The 15,969-nt window shown below is 70.2% G+C and carries 11 protein-coding genes; 1 reads left to right on the top strand and 10 read right to left on the bottom strand.

The genetic code is table 11. The annotated features are described in order from the left end of the window. Positions 1-100: 100 nt before the first annotated feature. A complete protein-coding gene (locus tag ABEB28_RS34645) occupies positions 101-2,065 on the top strand; it encodes a neutral/alkaline non-lysosomal ceramidase N-terminal domain-containing protein (protein WP_345732479.1) in 1,965 nt (654 codons plus the stop codon). 357 nt (positions 2,066-2,422) lie between these two features. On the opposite strand, the gene ABEB28_RS34640 is transcribed toward ABEB28_RS34645, so the two are convergent. The 10 genes from ABEB28_RS34640 to nuoF are packed head-to-tail and all read right to left on the bottom strand — an operon-like array spanning position 2,423 to position 15,452. Next, positions 2,423-3,454 carry a polyprenyl synthetase family protein gene (locus ABEB28_RS34640; RefSeq protein ID WP_345732478.1) on the bottom strand — a complete coding sequence of 344 codons (1,032 nt, stop codon included), beginning with the start codon at positions 3,452-3,454 and terminating at the stop codon, positions 2,423-2,425. After that, the gene (gene nuoN, locus ABEB28_RS34635; protein ID WP_345732477.1) at positions 3,451-5,010 is read right to left on the bottom strand and encodes an NADH-quinone oxidoreductase subunit NuoN; all 1,560 of its coding nucleotides are present in this window, start codon (positions 5,008-5,010) and stop codon (positions 3,451-3,453) included. Before nuoN ends, ABEB28_RS34640 begins: the two co-directional genes overlap by 4 nt. Continuing rightward, entirely contained in the window at positions 5,007-6,548 is a 1,542-nt protein-coding gene (locus ABEB28_RS34630) for an NADH-quinone oxidoreductase subunit M (RefSeq protein ID WP_345732476.1), read from the bottom strand. The genes nuoN and ABEB28_RS34630 overlap by 4 nt, the downstream gene beginning before the upstream one ends. Then, a complete protein-coding gene (nuoL, locus tag ABEB28_RS34625; protein WP_345732475.1) occupies positions 6,545-8,506 on the bottom strand; it encodes an NADH-quinone oxidoreductase subunit L in 1,962 nt (653 codons plus the stop codon). The genes ABEB28_RS34630 and nuoL overlap by 4 nt, the downstream gene beginning before the upstream one ends. A gap of 14 nt (positions 8,507-8,520) precedes the next feature. After that, positions 8,521-8,820, bottom strand: coding sequence for an NADH-quinone oxidoreductase subunit NuoK (nuoK, locus tag ABEB28_RS34620; protein WP_345732474.1), 300 nt, complete (start codon positions 8,818-8,820; stop codon positions 8,521-8,523). A 4-nt stretch (positions 8,821-8,824) separates the two neighbouring features. Beyond that, the gene (locus ABEB28_RS34615; RefSeq protein WP_376981261.1) at positions 8,825-9,589 is read right to left on the bottom strand and encodes an NADH-quinone oxidoreductase subunit J; all 765 of its coding nucleotides are present in this window, start codon (positions 9,587-9,589) and stop codon (positions 8,825-8,827) included. Positions 9,590-9,615: 26 nt separating this feature from the next. Further along, complete coding sequence (gene nuoI / locus ABEB28_RS34610) at positions 9,616-10,173, bottom strand: NADH-quinone oxidoreductase subunit NuoI (RefSeq protein WP_345732473.1); 558 nt, start codon at positions 10,171-10,173, stop codon at positions 9,616-9,618. Between the two features lies 1 nt (position 10,174). After that, complete coding sequence (gene nuoH / locus ABEB28_RS34605; RefSeq protein WP_345732472.1) at positions 10,175-11,539, bottom strand: NADH-quinone oxidoreductase subunit NuoH; 1,365 nt, start codon at positions 11,537-11,539, stop codon at positions 10,175-10,177. Continuing rightward, positions 11,539-14,145 carry an NADH-quinone oxidoreductase subunit G gene (locus tag ABEB28_RS34600; RefSeq protein ID WP_345732471.1) on the bottom strand — a complete coding sequence of 869 codons (2,607 nt, stop codon included), beginning with the start codon at positions 14,143-14,145 and terminating at the stop codon, positions 11,539-11,541. Before ABEB28_RS34600 ends, nuoH begins: the two co-directional genes overlap by 1 nt. Next, positions 14,145-15,452 carry an NADH-quinone oxidoreductase subunit NuoF gene (nuoF, locus tag ABEB28_RS34595; protein ID WP_345732470.1) on the bottom strand — a complete coding sequence of 436 codons (1,308 nt, stop codon included), beginning with the start codon at positions 15,450-15,452 and terminating at the stop codon, positions 14,145-14,147. Before nuoF ends, ABEB28_RS34600 begins: the two co-directional genes overlap by 1 nt. Positions 15,453-15,969: the final 517 nt, after the last annotated feature.

Below are 15,969 nucleotides of genomic sequence, written 5' to 3'. Positions count from 1 at the left end.
CACGTTCGAACCTAGGGATGCACGCGGCCGACCGAATCGCCGTCGAGAGCCAACCCGAACTAGCTCTCAGGTATTGGTTCGGTGCGGCAGAGTGTCCTTCGTGACCCAGGCGCTGGATCCGTTCTTGACCGCTGGCACGCATCGGGCCACGTTCACCGTGGCGTCCGCACCACCGACACCGCTCGATCCGGTGCCCGAGCTACTGGCGGGCGCAGCCGAGGTCGACCTGACACCGCCACCGGGCCTCCCCAAGGCCGGGTACTCGCGCAACGCCCGCACCGGCATCGGCTTCCGGGGCCGGCTGCGCGCCCGCGTGCTGCACCTGCGGTCCGGCACCTCGTCGGTCGCGATCGTCCAGTGCGATCTGCTCGGTGGCTCGGCGGTGGTGCAGCGGTTGGTGGCCTCCGCGGTGGCCGGTTCGACGGACGTGCCGCTGGCCGGGCTGTTCGTCGGTGCCACGCACACCCACGGCGCACCGGGCCAGTTCCTCGGCACCGACCTCTACAACGGCTTCGCGTCCAATCAGCCGGGATTCGATCCGGTCTGGACCCAGTTCCTCGTCGACCGGATCACCGATGGCGTGGTGAGCGCGGTGGCTTCGCGACGCCCGGCGCGGCTCTCCTGGGGTTCGACGGAGGTTTGGGGGTTGACTCGGAACCGGTCGCTCGCCGCCCACGTCCAGAACCCCGACCGCACCGACCGCCGGGTGGCCGCGCAGCGCACCTACGCGTCGGTGGATCCACGGCTGCGTCTGCTCCGGGTCGACGCGGTGGACGGCGGGCCGCTGGCCGCGCTGGTCGTGTTCGGAGTGCACGGCACCGGGATCCCGATGCGCAACAGCGTCTACAACGCCGATCTCTGGGCGTACGTGTACGAGGAGATGCGATCGCGGCTGGGGTCCACGCCGGTGATCGGGGCGCTGCAGGGCACCCACGCCGACGTGGCACCAGCGCTGCGTCCCGGGCGTGCGGGTGACGTCGAGGCGGCCCGGGTCGGGCGCGGGATCGGAGCGGCAGCGTCGTCGCTCTTCTCCTCGTTGGAGCCGTCCCTGCAGACCGACGTGGCGCTGGGCGCAGGGCTGCGCGAAGTCGACTTGGCAACGTCCCGATCGGTGGACGGCATCGAGTTGCCCGCGCGTCCGGCGTTGGGGGCCGCGCTGATCGCCGGCGCCTTCGAGAACGAGACGCCGGTGGTGCACCGCATCCCACCGTTCCGTGCCGGCACGCCGAAACCGCACGGCGACGAAGACCCGCACGGTGCGAAGTGGGTGATCGGGTCGCGCTGGCTGCAGCCGGTGGTGATGCCGCTCCGGCGGTTCCCCCGGGTGATCCCGGTGCACGTGCTGCGGATCGGCTCCGCCGTGCTGGTCGGCGCGCCGTTCGAGATCACGGTGGACGCCGGGCGCCGGGTCGCGACGGCGGTGGCGGCGTCATCGGACGTGGACGACGTGATCGTGTCCTCGGTGGCCAACGAGTACGCCGGGTACTGCACGACCGCCGAGGAGTACACCCGCCAGCACTACGAGGGCGGCCACACGCTCTACGGGCCGCGGACCAACGCCTTCCTGGCCGCGCACGCGGCGTCGCTGGCCTCTTCGGTGGTGCCGGGCGCCGTGGTGGACGAGGCGCTCCCCGAGCGCACGTTCGACCTGCGGGCGCACCAGTACTGGCCGTCGGCGTCCGGGGGGTCCGGGGCGTCCGGGGCGTCCGGGGCGTCCGGGGCGTCCGGGGCGTCCGGGGCCTCCGCCGCGCCACGGGCGGCCGGGTCGGCGCGGTTCATCGACGTGACCGCCGAGCAGGACGCCTACTGGGAGCAGGGCTGGTACGACGGCGCACCGGGCGATCTGGCTTGGGACCAGCCGATCGTCCACGTCGAGTGGACCCCGTCCGGGGAAGAGTCCTGGCAGACGCTCGTCGACGACTCGTCGTGCGCCCTCGAGGTACGCCACGCCGGCGCCGCCGACGGGGGGCACCGATATCTGGTGCGGTGGCACGGGCCAGAGCTGCGCGATGGGCGCGACTACCGCTTCGTGGTCCGAGGCCTGCCCCTGCGCCCCTTCAACTAACCGCAGCCCGGGGCCCCGCTCGGCAGAGATACACGTCGGGCTTGCGGAACCTGATGGTTGGCACCCCTTCCGGGCGACGCCGCGGGTGGTCGTCGCGCCTTCCGGGCGGCCCGCGGTGCGGTTGTCGCGCATTCCGGGCGGTGCGGCGGGTGGTTGTCGCGCATTCAGTGCCATGGCGCAGGAAGCGCGACAACCATCTCGGCGGGCACCCGGAAACGGCGACAACGAGGCCCCACCGACGGCGCGTGAGCGAGGGCCCGTGCCCAGCACCGGTGTCGATTTGGCGTCCACCGACACCGATCCAACGGCGTCACGGGACACCGCGACCCGGTCAGGCGCTGCGCGGGACGCCGACGGTCAGCCTGTGCGGTCCACCACGTAGTACGTCAGGGACTCGAGTGCCCGGCGAGCGGGCACGTCCGGCAGGGTCGCCAGCAAGTCCCTGGCGCGCTGCGCGTACGCCGCCAGCGTCTCCCGAGCCGTCGCCATCGCCGGCGACTCCCGCAGCAGCGCGAGCGCCTCGGCCACCTCGTCGTCGTCGGTGATCGGCCGCGAGATCAGCTCGCGCATCCGCGCCTCGGCCGGGTCGTCGCCGGCCAGCGCGTGCAGGACGGCCAGCGTCGGCACGCCCTCCCGCAGGTCGGTGCCGGGCGTCTTGCCCGACTCCGCCGACGTGGACGCGATGTCGAGCAGATCGTCGGAGAGCTGGAAGGCCACGCCGATCTCCTCGCCGTACGCGGTGAGGGTCTCGGTGATCGCCGGCCCGCACCCGGCGAACATCGCACCGAACCGGGCCGACGTGGCGATCAGCGACCCGGTCTTCTCGGCGAGCACGTGCAGGTGGAACTCCACCGCGTCGGCGCCGTCGAGCGGCCCGGCCGTCTCCCGGATCTGACCGGTCACCAGCCGGGCGAACGTCCGGGCCTGCAGCCGCACCGCCTCCGGCCCGAGGTCCGCCACCAGATCGGACGCCCGGGCGAACAGGTAGTCGCCGGTGAGGATGGCGATCGTGTTCGTCCAGCGGGCGTTCGCACTCGGTGCGCCCCGCCGCACGGGCGCCTCGTCCATGACGTCGTCGTGGTAGAGCGTCGCCAGGTGGGTCAGCTCGGCCACGACCGCTGCCTGCACGACGGCGGGCGCCTCGGGGTTACCGAAGTGCGCCGCCGACAGTGCCAGCAGCGGCCTGAACCGCTTGCCTCCGGCCTCGACCAAGTGGCGTGCCGCGCTGCCGACCAGCGGGTCGGCGTCCGACACCGCGGTGCGGAGTGCGTCCTCCACCTGCCCCAGGCCGACGCGGACGGAAGCGGCAAACTCAGGCTCGATGGCCTCGATGCCGAGCAGACCTGTCCCGGTGGGTGCCACGTCCATCCCTGCTGTGCGCGTGTTCATCGAACAAATTGTGCCGCCTGCCCTGCGAGGTCCAGCAGTTGAGTCGGCACCACGCCAAGAGCCACCGTGGCAAGCACCCCAATAGTCAGGGCAGCTGCGGTGAAACCACCCGGAACCGAAACGGTCGGACCATCCTCAGCAGGGTCAGACAGGTACATGAGCACAATGACTCGAAGATACGGAAATGCGAGGACCATGCTGGCGATGACACCGACGATCACGAGCGAAACTGCATCGCCCTCGATCGCCGCCGCGAACACCGCGAACTTCGAAATGAAGCCGCTGGTCAGCGGCAAGCCGGCGAACGCCAGCAAGAACAGCGTCATCACGCCGGCGTAGAGCGGGGAGCGCCGCCCCAGACCGGCCCACCGGGAGAGGTGCGTGGCCTCACCATCGGCGTCGCGGACCAGCATGACGACCGCGAACGCGCCGATCGTCGTGAAGCCGTAGGCGGCCAGATAGAACAGCGTCGAGGACACGCCACGCTCGTTCATCGCCACGACACCGGTGAGGATGAAGCCCGCGTTCGCGACCGACGAGTACGCCAGCAGCCGCTTGATGTCGGTCTGAGTAACGGCGAGCACGGAACCGACCACCATGGTCAGCATCGCGATCCCGATCAGCACCGGCCGCCAGTCCCACTTGGTGGACTGGAAGGCCACGTAGAACACCCGCAGGATCGCGCCGAACGCGGCGACCTTCGTGCAGGCCGCCATGAGCGCGGTCACCGGCGTCGGAGCGCCCTGGTAGACGTCCGGCGTCCAGGAGTGGAACGGGACGACGCCGGCCTTGAACCCCAGGCCGATGATCAGCATCGCCAAGCCGACGAAGAGCAGCACGTCGTTCGCCGGCGAGCTGTTCACCGCTGCGTGGATCGACGCCAGGTCGACCGCACCCGCGTAGCCGTAGATCAACGCGACGCCGTACAGGAAGAACGCCGACGCGAACGCACCGAGCAGGAAGTACTTGACCGCCGCCTCCTGGCTGAGCAGCCGCCGGCGACGAGCCAGCGCGCACAGCAGGTAGAGCGGCAGCGAGAGCACCTCGAGCGCGACGAACATGATCAGCAGGTCGTTCGACGAGACGAACAGCACCATCCCGCCGAGCGCGAACAGCGCGAGGGGGAACGCCTCGGTGTGCGACGTCGGCTCGCTGGCCAGCCGACGGTCCGACGGCGAGCCGGCCACGACCGCCGCCTGCGCGACGAACGAGCCACCGGCGTCCAGCGACCGCTCGGCCATCAGCAGGACGCTGACCGCACCGAGGACGATGATGCTGCCGGACAGGAACAGCGCGGGGCCGTCGATCGCGACCGCGCCGGCGGCGGTGATCAGTTCGCGCTGCGCCTGGATGACCACCGCCACGAACGCAGCGGCCAGCGCACCCAGCGACAGCACCACCTGGACGAGATGCCGCGCCCGGCGAGGCACGAACGCCTCCACCAGGATGCCCACGCATGCCGCGCCGAGGAGGATCAGCATCGGCGACAGCGCCGCGTAATCCAGCTTGGGCGCCTCGATGTCAGCGGCCAGCACGGTGTCGGCCACGGTGGTCATCGGTCTCCTCCGGCCACTTCACTGGGTTGCGGATCGCTCTTGCCGACGTCGGTGAGCGTCGCCTTCACCGCGGGGTTGATCACGTCGAGCAGCGGCTTCGGGTAGACGCCCAGGCCGATGATGAGGACCAGCAGCGGCGCGATCACCCACGCCTCACGTCGACTCAGGTCTCGCCACTTCGGGCGGCTTTCGTCGAGCAGGGCCGGGTTCACCGGCCCGTGCATCGTCCGCTGGATCATCCACAGCACGTAGAGGGCCGCGACGACGATGCCGAGCGTCGCGACCACACCCGCGACCGGGTTCCGCGAGAACACACCGAGCAGCACCAGGAACTCGCTGACGAACGAGTTGGTCATCGGCAGCGCCAGCGACGCCATGCCGGTGATGAAGAACGCCCCGTAGATCCACGGGACGAGCTTCCCGGCGCCGCCGTAGTCGGCGATCAACGCCGAACCGCGCCGGGCGATCAGGAAGCCGACCACCAGGAACAGCGCACCGGTCGCGATGCCGTGGTTGACCATGTACAGCACGGCGCCGGAGCCGCCCTGGGTGGTGAACGCGAAGACGCCGACCGCGATGAAGCCGAAGTGCGCCACCGAGGTGTAGGCCACCAGCCGCTTCATGTCGTTCTGGCCGATCGCCAGCAGCGCGGCGTAGAGGATGCCGCAGATGCCGAGCACGATCACCATCGGCGCGAAGAAGCGGGACGCCTCCGGGAACAGCGGCAGGTTGTAACGCAGGAAGCCGAACGTCCCGACCTTGTCGAGGACGCCGACCAGCAGCACGGCCGCGCCGATCGGTGCCTGGCCACCGGCGTCCGGCAGCCAGGTGTGGAACGGGAACAGCGGCGCCTTCACCGCGAACGCGATGAAGAACCCGAGCCAGATCCAGCGGCCGGTCGCCGTGGACATGTCCAGCCCGGCCAGATCACTGAACGCGAACGTGCCCTCGCCCAGTTCCCGGGCGCTGACCACGTAGAGCGCGATCACGCTGGCGAGCATGAACAAGCCGCCGACCAGCGAGTACAGGAAGAACTTGACCGCCGCGTACTGCCGCTGCGGGCCGCCGTACGACCCGATCAGGAAGTACATCGGGACGAGCATCGCCTCGAAGAAGACGTAGAAGAAGAACACATCGGTCGCGACGAAGACACCGATCATGCAGGTCTGCAGCGCCAGCATCAGCGCGTAGTACGTCTTGACCGACCGGCGTCCGGCGCCGGACTCGTGCCAGGACGCCAGCAGGACGATCGGCGTCAGGACCGCGATCAGCGCGAGCATCACCAGCGCGATGCCGTCCACACCGAACGCCAGCCGGGTGCCGAACTGCGGGATCCAGGTGTACGAGGTGACGAATTGGAACCGGTCGCCGTCGGGGTCGAAGTTGGCGCAGATGATGATCGTCAGCACCAGGACCACGAGCGACCAGCCCAGCGCGAGCAGCTTCGCCAGCCGGTCGGCGCTCTTCGGCAGGAACGCGACGACGATCGCGCCGACCAGCGGCAGCGCGGTCAGTACGGGGAGCCAGGGACCGTTCATCCGAGCCGCACCACCAGCAGCGACGCCAGCACCACGACCGCACCTCCGAGCATCGTCAGGGCATACGACCGGACGAAGCCGGTCTGCAGGCGGCGGAGCCGGCCGGAGCCGCCACCCACCGCGGCGGCCAGGCCGTTGACCAGCCCGTCCACCCCACGGCTGTCGACGTACACCAGCGCCCGGGTGAGCCACTGGCCAGGCCGCATGAACACGGCCTCGTTGAACGCGTCCGCGTAGAGGTTCCGACGGGCGGCCACCACGACCGGACCGGCCGGCTGCTCCACCTGGGCGGTGCCGCGACGGAACAGCAGGTAGGCCAGCGCTGCCCCGGCGAGCGAGAACAGGACGACCAGGGACGTCACCACGATCGGCTCCATCTTGTGCGCCGACTCCGCGACGCTCTCACCGCCGGGCTCCCCGACGAGTACCGGCTCGAGCCAGTGCACGGTGCGATCGCCCTGGGTGAGCAGGAAACCACCGGCCACCGATCCGACGGCCAGCAGCATCATCGGCACGGTCATCGACAGCGGCGACTCGTGCGGGTGCGGTGCCCCGCCGAGCTGCTCGTCCTCCGCGGTGGGCCAGCGCGGCTTACCGAGGAACGTCAGCACGAACAGCCGCGTCATGTAGAACGCGGTCAGCCCGGCGCCGAGCAGCGCTGCCCCGCCGAACAACCAACCGGTCCAGCCCGGACGGTCGAAGGCGTGCTCGATGATCGGATCCTTGGAGAAGAACCCGGAGAGCGGTGGGATACCGATGATCGCCAGGTAGCCGAGGCCGAACGTCACGGCGGTGATCGGCATGTACTTGGCCAGACCGCCGAACCGCCGGATGTCGACCTGATCGTTCATCCCGTGCATCACCGAACCGGCGCCCAGGAACAGCCCGGCCTTGAAGAAGCCGTGCGCGAGCAGGTGGATGATGCCGAGCGCGTACGCCTCACCGCCGAGCCCGACGGCCAGGAACATGTAGCCGATCTGGCTCACCGTCGAGTACGCCAGGACCTTCTTGATGTCGTCCTTGGCGCAGCCGATGATGCACCCGATCAGCAGCGTCAGCGCACCGATCGAGCAGACGACGAGCTGGCCGGTCTCGGACAGGTCGTAGATCGGGTGGGCCCGGGCGATCAGGTAGACGCCGGCGGTCACCATCGTCGCGGCGTGGATGAGCGCGGACACCGGGGTCGGGCCGGCCATCGCGTCCGGGAGCCACGCCTGCAGCGGGAACTGACCCGACTTACCGCAGGCGCCCAGCAGCAGGAGCAGCGCCAGGATCGTCACCGTCGTCGACGAAAGCTGGTCGACCGAGGAGAAGACTCCCTCGAACGACGTCTCGCCGAGCGTCGCGAACATCAGGAAGATGCCGAGTGCCAGGCCGACGTCGCCGACCCGGTTCATGATGAATGCCTTCTTCGCCGCGGTCGCGGCTTCCGGCCGGGTGTACCAGAACGCGATCAGCAGGTACGACGCCAGACCGACGCCTTCCCAGCCGACGTAGAGCGCGACGAAGCTGTCGCCGAGTACCAGTAGCAACATCGCGGCGACGAACAGGTTCAGCATCGCGAAGAAGCGCCGCCGGCCCTCGTCGTGCGACATGTACCCGATCGAGTACACGTGGATGAGGAACCCGACGCCGGTGATCAGCAGGACGAAGACCGACGAGAGCGGGTCGTAGAGCAACCCGGCCTCGACCTTCAGCGAGCCGACGTCGATGAACGTGAAGAGCTGCTGGGAGATCTCCCGGCTCTCACCGTCGAGCCCCCGCAGCTGCAGGAACTGGACGACGCCCAGCACGAACGCGATGCCGACCGTGGCACACCCGAGCAGGTGGCCCCAGGCGTTGGCCCGGCGTCCGAGTAGGAACAGCACGGTGGCGCCGACCAGCGGCAGCGCGATCAGCAGCCAGATCAGAGAGAGCGAACCCGTCGGCTCTGCGTACTCGACGGCGAGTGGCGACACGGCGGTTTATCTCCTCAGTACTTCAGCAGGTTCGCGTCGTCGACCGAGGCCGACCGGCGGGTGCGGAAGATCGACATGATGATCGCCAGCCCGACGACGACCTCCGCCGCGGCCACGACCATCACGAAGAACGCCATGATCTGGCCGTCCAGCGTCCCGTTGATCCGGGAGAACGTGACCAGCGTGAGGTTGGCCGCGTTCAGCATCAGCTCGACGCACATGAACACGACGATCGCGTTGCGGCGCACCAGAACGCCGACCGCGCCGATCGTGAACAGCGCGGCGGAGAGCAGCAGGTAGTAGGTAGGTGTCACGCCCTCAGCCCTTCGGAGTGGTCAGGCCGCTGTCGAGTTCACGCCGCTCCACCGAGGGCGCGACGCTGCCTTCCGCCGGGGTGCCGTCGGGCAGCAGGCCGGGGGTGGCCACCGAGTCCGACAGCGCGTACACACCCGGGCCGGGCTTCGGAGCCGGGTGGTTGCCCTTCCGGAACCGGGCGAGCGACCGCTCGCGCTGGGTGGGGACGCCGGCCTTGTCGCGCTCGATGTGGGCCAGGATCATCGCGCCGACCGCGGCGGTGATCAGCAGCGCGCTGGTGACCTCGAACGCGAAGACGTACCGCGTGAACAGCACCGCCGCGATCGAGTCGACGTTCCCGCCGCCGGCCGCGTTGGTCTCCGCCAGACCGCGGGCGGACACGTCGCCGAGCGCGCGGTAGAGAGCCGTCGTGACCAGCGCAGCCAGGCCGATGCCGAGCAGCACCGCGGCGAGTCGCTGCCCCCGGAGCGTCTCCACGATCGAGTCGGACGAGTCTCGTCCGACCAGCATCAGCACGAACAGGAACAGGATCATGATCGCGCCGGTGTAGACGATGATCTGCACCATGCCGATGAACGGCCCGGCTTGGAGCACGTAGAACACGCCGAGGCTGAACATCGTGCAGACCAGGAACAGCGCCGAGTGGATCGCGTTACGGGCCAGCACCATGCCGATCGCGCCGCCCAGCGCGATCGGGGCGAGGACCCAGAACGCGACCTTCTCCCCGGTGGGCGGATCGCCCGGTGCCGCCGCGGACAACACAGTCAGCCCGTCGAGTGCCACCTGAAGCGTGCTCACCGGACGACCTCCTTCGGCTCCGACCCTTCCGGCCGCTCGGCACCGGCCGACGCACCCGGGTTGGTCGGGCCCTGCACGTAGTAGTCGGTCTCGTTCTCGCCCAGCCGCATGGCGTGCGGGGGCGCCTCCATCCCGGGCAGCAGCGGCGCCATCAGCTGCTCCTTCGTGTAGATGAGGTCGGCCCGGCTGTCGCTGGCCAGCTCGTAGGTGTTCGACATGGTCAGCGACCGCGTCGGACAGGCCTCGATGCACAGCCCGCAGAAGATGCAGCGGGCGTAGTTGATCTGGTAGACCGCGCCGTACCGCTCACCCGGCGAGTAGCGGGCTTCCTCGGTGTTGTCGCCGCCCTCGACGTAGATCGCGTCGGCCGGGCAGGCCCAGGCGCAGAGCTCGCACCCGACGCACTTCTCCAGCCCGTCCGGGTGCCGGTTGAGCACGTGCCGACCGTGGTAGCGCGGCGTACCGGGCTGCGGGGCGTCCGGGTACTTGATCGTCACCCGCTTCTTGAACATCGTCGAGAACGTCAGCCCGAAGCCTTTGACGGAGTCGAACATGTCAGTTCCCCTTGCCGGTCGTGGTGTCGCCGGATGCTTCGGAGGGCGGAGCGTCGGCCGGAGAGTCCTCGCCGCTGCTGCCGTCGGCACCGCCGCCGACCTTCGCCGGGACCTGCGGCCTGAGCCGCGGTGACGGCGGGACCACCAAGTCGAGCGGTGGCACCGGGAAGTCGGAGTGCGGGTTGGGGTCGCGGGCGTCGACTTCCTTCTTCGTCCGCTCGGGCACCAGCAGGCTCAGCGCCAGCACGGCCAGCAGCACCACGCCGACCGCGATCATCACGTCGCGGGTCGAGAAGTCCAGCTCGCGGCGGAGCGTGTTCATCGCGGCGACCAGCAGCACCCAGACCAGGCTGATCGGCACCAGGACCTTCCAGCCGAAGTGCATGAACTGGTCGTAGCGCAGCCGCGGCAGCGAACCCCGCAGCCAGACGAAGACGAACAGCGCGGCGAGCACCTTGAGCATGAACCAGAGCACCGGCCACCAGTTCTCGTTCGCGCCCGGCCAGATCGTGCCGATGCCGAACGGAGCCCGCCAGCCGCCAAGGAACAACGTCGCGCAGAGCGCGGACACCGTCACCATGTTCACGTACTCGGCGAGGAAGAACATCGCGAACTTCAGCGACGAATACTCGGTGTGGAAACCACCGACCAGCTCACCCTCGGCCTCGGGCAGGTCGAACGGGGCGCGGTTCGTCTCGCCGACCACCGAGATCGAGTAGACGACGAAGCTCGGCAGCAGCGTGAACAGGAACCAGGTCTGCTCCTGCGCCCCGACGATCTCGCTGGTGGACAGCGATCCGGCGGTGAGGAACACCGGCACGATCGACAGGCCCATCGCGACCTCGTACGAGATCATCTGTGCCGCCGACCGCAAGCCACCGAGCAGGGGATACGTCGACCCGGACGCCCATCCGGCGAGCACGATGCCGTACACCCCGAGCGACGAGCAGGCCAGGATGTACAGGACGCCGACCGGCAAGTCGGTGAGCTGCAGCGCCGTCGTGTGCCCGAACACCGAGACGTTCGGGCCCAGCGGGATCACCGCGAACGCGACGAGGGCGACGATCGCGGAGATGATCGGCGCGAGGACGTAGACCACCTTGTCGGCGGCGGTCGGGATGATGTCTTCCTTGAACGCCAGCTTGATGCCGTCGGCGAGACTCTGCAGCGTGCCCCACGGCCCGACCCGGTTGGGCCCCGGCCGCACCTGCATGTAGCCGATGATCTTCCGCTCGGCGACGATCGCGAACAGCACCAGCACGACGAGGATCGCGAACGTCGCGATGATCTTCGCGAGGACCAGCCACCACGGGTCGTTGCCGACCGCGGCCGGCTCAACGGCTGCCAGCACCGCCTGCGCGTCCATCAGCCCTCGCCCCCTTCGGATACAGCCGCTCCGTCCGAATCGACGGCCGGTCGGCCGCCGTCGGCCGGGTCGCCACCGTCACTGGTGGCGCGGGCCTCGACGTCTCCCAGGCCCCCGTCCGCCGGAACACTGCCGGCAGGGACACTGCCAGGAACCCCCGACACTTCCCCGGGTGCCACACCGGTGGCCGAGCCGGCAGTGATCCGCACCAGGTCACCGGCCCCCACGCCAAGCGTCGGCCGTACCCGCGAGTCGGCCGAGTTCGTCGGAACCCACACGACGCGGTCGGGCATCTCGGTGATCGCGACCGGGAGCTGGATCGCGCCCCGATCGGTGGAGACCAGGATGTGCGCCCCGGGCCGGACCCCGAGCTCGGCGGCGGTGCCCGGCGAGAGGTGCGCGAACGCCGGCTTCGCGGTGCCCGCGAGGTGCTCCTCGCCGTCCTGCAGCGTGCCCAGGTCCAGCAGGTGGCTCCAGGTCGCCAGGACGGCCTCGCCGTCGCCGGGGCTGACCCGCGGCGCGGCCGGCTCCATCGGTGACGGTGGCGGGTCGACGTCCGGGCCTGCGGCGCCCAGCGCGGTGATCTCGGCGAGCACGGCCTCGGTGGACGACGCCCCCAGGTACGCGCCGAGCTCGTCCGCGAGCGTGTTCAACACGCGCGCGTCGGAGAGCGCACCGGTGCCCTGGAGCGTGAGCCCGAACGGGCGCACGCGGCCTTCCCAGTTGACGAAGCTGCCGCCCTTCTCGGTCACCGGAGCGACCGGGAAGACGACGTCCGCGTAGTCGGTCACCGCCGAGCGACGTACCTCCAGCGAGACGACGAACGACGCCGCCTCCAGGGCGGCCCGCGCGGCCACCGGGTCCGGCATGTCGTCGGGGTCGACGCCGCCGACCACCAGCCCGCCCAGCGTCCCGTCGGCGGCCGCGGCGAGCATTTCGCCGGTCGAGCGTCCCGGGGTGTCGGGCACGGACGCGCCCCACGCGGTCTCCACCGCCGACCGACCGGCCAGCGACGTCACCTGACGGCCCCCGGGCAGCAGTGTCGGCAGTGCACCGGCCTCGACCGCACCGCGCTCACCGGCGCGCCGCGGCACCCAGCCGAGCGTCGCCCCGGTGTTCAGCGCCAGCAGCGACGCGGCCGAGTAGGCACCGCGGATCCCCGCCGCCCGCTCACCGACCAGGATCACCGCACCCGGCGTCCGCAGGGCTTCCGACAACGACGTCAGGCCGGCCAGTTCGCCGGCGCGCAGCGCGTCGAGCACCTTGGGCTCGGCACCCGGCGTCGCCTGGATCAGCGTCCCGCCGAGCTTGTCGAGTCCGCGGGTCGCCAGCGGCGCCACGGACCAGACCCGAGCGCCCCGCTTCCGCCACGCCTTGCGCAGGCGGAGGAAGACGATCGGCGACTCCTCCTCCGGCTCGAACGCGACCAGCAGGACAGCGGGTGCGTTCTCCAGGTCCGCGTAGGTCGGGCCGAGGCCGCGACCGGCGACGTGCGCCCCGAGGAACAGCGCCTCTTCGTTCGAGTGCGGCCGTGCCCGAAAGTCCACGTCGTTGGTGCCCAGTGCCACCCGGGCGAACTTCGCGTACGCGTACGCGTCCTCATAGGTGAGACGGCCACCCGGCAGCACGCCGACGCCCCCGGCCTCACGCGCGGCCGACAGGCCGCGCGCCGCGACCGAGAACGCCTCGCTCCACGACACCGGCTCCAGTTCACCGGCGGTGTTGCGCACCAGCGGCTGGGTCAAACGGGCCTTACCGGTCGCGTACGTGAACGCCCAGCGGCCCTTGTCGCAGTTCCACTCCTCGTTGACGGCCGGGTCCTCGCCGGCCAGCCGACGGAGCACCTTGCCGCGACGCCAGTCCGTCCGCAGCGCACAGCCCGACGCGCAGTGTTCGCACACCGAAGGCGTCGAGACCAGGTCGAATGGGCGGGCCCGGAACCGGTACGCGGCGCCGGTCAGCGCACCGACCGGACAGATCTGCACGGTGTTGCCGGAGAAGTAGGACTGGAACGGCTCGTCGGACGCGATGCCGACCTGCTCCAGCGCGGACCGCTCCAGCAGCTCGATGAACGGGTCACCGGCCACCTGCTTGGAGAACCGGGTGCAGCGCGCGCACAGCACGCAACGCTCCCGGTCGAGCAGCACCTGGGACGAGATCGCCAGCGGCTTCGGGTACGTCCGCTTGACGTCGCGGAACCGCGACTCGGCGGCCCCGTTGCTCATCGCCTGGTTCTGCAGGGGGCACTCGCCGCCCTTGTCGCAGACCGGGCAGTCGAGCGGGTGGTTGATCAGCAGCAGTTCGAGCGTCCCGCGCTGTGCCTTCTCCGCCACCGGGCTGGTGAGCTGCGTCTTGACCACCATGTCGGGCGTGACGGCGGCGGTGCAGCTCGCGACCGGCTTGCGCTGGCCCTCGACCTCGACGATGCACTGACGGCAGGCGCCGACCGGGTCGAGCAACGGGTGGTCGCAGAAGCGCGGGATCTGGATCCCCAGCTCCTCGGCTGCCCGGATGATCAGCGTTCCCTTGGGGACGGTGACGCTCAATCCGTCGATCGTGAGCGTGACCGTCTCCACGGCCGCTTTCTGTTCGGGTGCGATCGTCATCAGTGCGCTCCGGCGAGGGCGGCCTGTTCGGCGGAGAAGTACGGCGCCTTGCGGCCCTCGATGTAGTCGAGGTAGTCGTCGCGGAAGTACTTCAGCGACGACGTGACCGGGCTGGTCGCACCGTCGCCGAGCGCGCAGAACGACCGGCCGAAAATGTTGTCGCAGGTGTCGAGGAGCGTGTCCAGGTCGGCCTTGGTGCCCTGGCCGGACAGGATCCGGCGCAGCACCTGGACCATCCAGTAGTTGCCCTCGCGGCACGGTGTGCACTTGCCGCACGACTCGTGGGCGTAGAACGCGATCCAGCGGTAGGTCGCGTAGACCGGACAATCCTGGTCGCTGAAGATCTGCACGGCGGTGGTGCCGAGCATCGACCCGGCGGCGGCCGCGCCCTCGAAGTCGAGCGGGACGTCCAGGTGCTCGGCGGTGAACAGCGGCGTCGAGGAGCCGCCAGGCGTCCAGAACCGGAGCTGGTGGCCTTCCTTCATGCCGCCGGCGAGTTCGAGCAGCTCGCGCAGCGTGATGCCGAGCGAGCACTCGTACTGACCTGGGCGGTTCACCCGTCCGGAGATCGAGTAGATCTTCGGCCCGGGCGACTTCTCGGTGCCCATCGACTTCCACCACTCGGCGCCGCCGAGCACGATGTACGGCACGCTCGCGATCGTCTCGACGTTGTTCACGACGGTCGGACCGCCGTAGAGGCCGGCGACCGCGGGGAACGGCGGCTTGAGCCGCGGCTGGCCGCGGTAGCCCTCGAGCGAGTCGAGGAGCGCGGTTTCCTCGCCACAGATGTAGGCGCCGGCGCCGGAGTGGACGACGAGTTCGAGGTCGAAGCCGCTGCCGAGGATGTTGCGGCCGAGGTAGCCGCGGGCGTAGGCCTCGTTCACCGCGTTGCGCAGCCGGCGGGCGGCGTGCACGGCTTCACCACGGATGTAGATGGCTGCGAAGTTCGCCCGGATGGCGTACGCCGCGATGACGATTCCCTCCACGAGGCCGTGCGGGTCGGCCATCATGTACGGCAGGTCCTTGCAGGTGCCGGGCTCCCCCTCGTCGGCGTTCACCACGAGGTAGTGCGGCTTGCCGTCGCCCTGCGGGATGAATCCCCACTTCAGACCGGTCGGGAAGCCGGCACCGCCGCGACCGCGGAGGCCGGAGTCCTTGACCATCTGGATCAAGTCGTCCGGATGGGCCTTGATCGCCTTGCGCAGGGCGGCGTAGCCGTCCAGGCGCTCGTAGACCGAGATCTTCCAGGCCTCGGGCGAGAGCCAGCGCTTGGTGAGGACCGGGGTGAGGACTTCGCGCTCGCTCATTTGTCGTTCCCCTCGGTGGTGTTCTCCGACCTCGGGTCAGCCGGCGGCGCGTCCCCGGCCGGCTTGGAGTCGGCGGACGGCTCCGGGACCGTCGGCGAGGTCTCGGCCGGCTCGGTCGGGGTGGTCGTGTCCTCGATCTTCGGCTCGGTCGTGGGCCGAGTCGGGGTGGCGTCGGCCTGCTCGACCGCCGGCGCCGACCGTTCGGTGTTGGGGTCGCGGTTCGTGGGGCGGCGGGTACCGCCCCGCTTCGCCGGGGCCTTGTTGCCCGGCCGGCGCTTGGCCGGCTCGGCCGTGGCCGACACCAACGGCCCGCTGCGACGGCGCGGGCGCGGGGCGGGCTTCTCCGCCGTTTCGTTCTCGTCGGACGCCGCGGAGCCGGCGTTTTCGCCACTCGACGCCGCAGGTTCGGCGGGCTGGTCGGCGCCGGAGTCCTTGGCGGTGGCCGGCGTGGACCCGGCTACCGGACCCGTGGCTTTGCGGCCGGGCGCCTTCCGACCCGGCGCCTTGGCGGGGGGCG

Source organism: Cryptosporangium minutisporangium, assembly GCF_039536245.1.
In the GTDB taxonomy this organism is placed as follows: domain Bacteria; phylum Actinomycetota; class Actinomycetes; order Mycobacteriales; family Cryptosporangiaceae; genus Cryptosporangium; species Cryptosporangium minutisporangium.
This window is presented reverse-complemented; position numbering and strand designations above follow the sequence as displayed.

Excerpts from the sequence above, each read along its gene's own strand:
- ABEB28_RS34640 (WP_345732478.1), bottom strand. The coding sequence starts at position 3,454 with ATGAACACGCGCACAGCAGGGATGGACGTGGCACCCACCGGGACAGGT.
- nuoN (WP_345732477.1), bottom strand. The coding sequence starts at position 5,010 with ATGACCACCGTGGCCGACACCGTGCTGGCCGCTGACATCGAGGCGCCC.
- ABEB28_RS34630 (WP_345732476.1), bottom strand. The coding sequence starts at position 6,548 with ATGAACGGTCCCTGGCTCCCCGTACTGACCGCGCTGCCGCTGGTCGGC.
- nuoI (WP_345732473.1), bottom strand. The coding sequence starts at position 10,173 with ATGTTCGACTCCGTCAAAGGCTTCGGGCTGACGTTCTCGACGATGTTC.
- nuoH (WP_345732472.1), bottom strand. The coding sequence starts at position 11,539 with ATGGACGCGCAGGCGGTGCTGGCAGCCGTTGAGCCGGCCGCGGTCGGC.
- ABEB28_RS34600 (WP_345732471.1), bottom strand. The coding sequence starts at position 14,145 with ATGACGATCGCACCCGAACAGAAAGCGGCCGTGGAGACGGTCACGCTC.
- nuoF (WP_345732470.1), bottom strand. The coding sequence starts at position 15,452 with ATGAGCGAGCGCGAAGTCCTCACCCCGGTCCTCACCAAGCGCTGGCTC.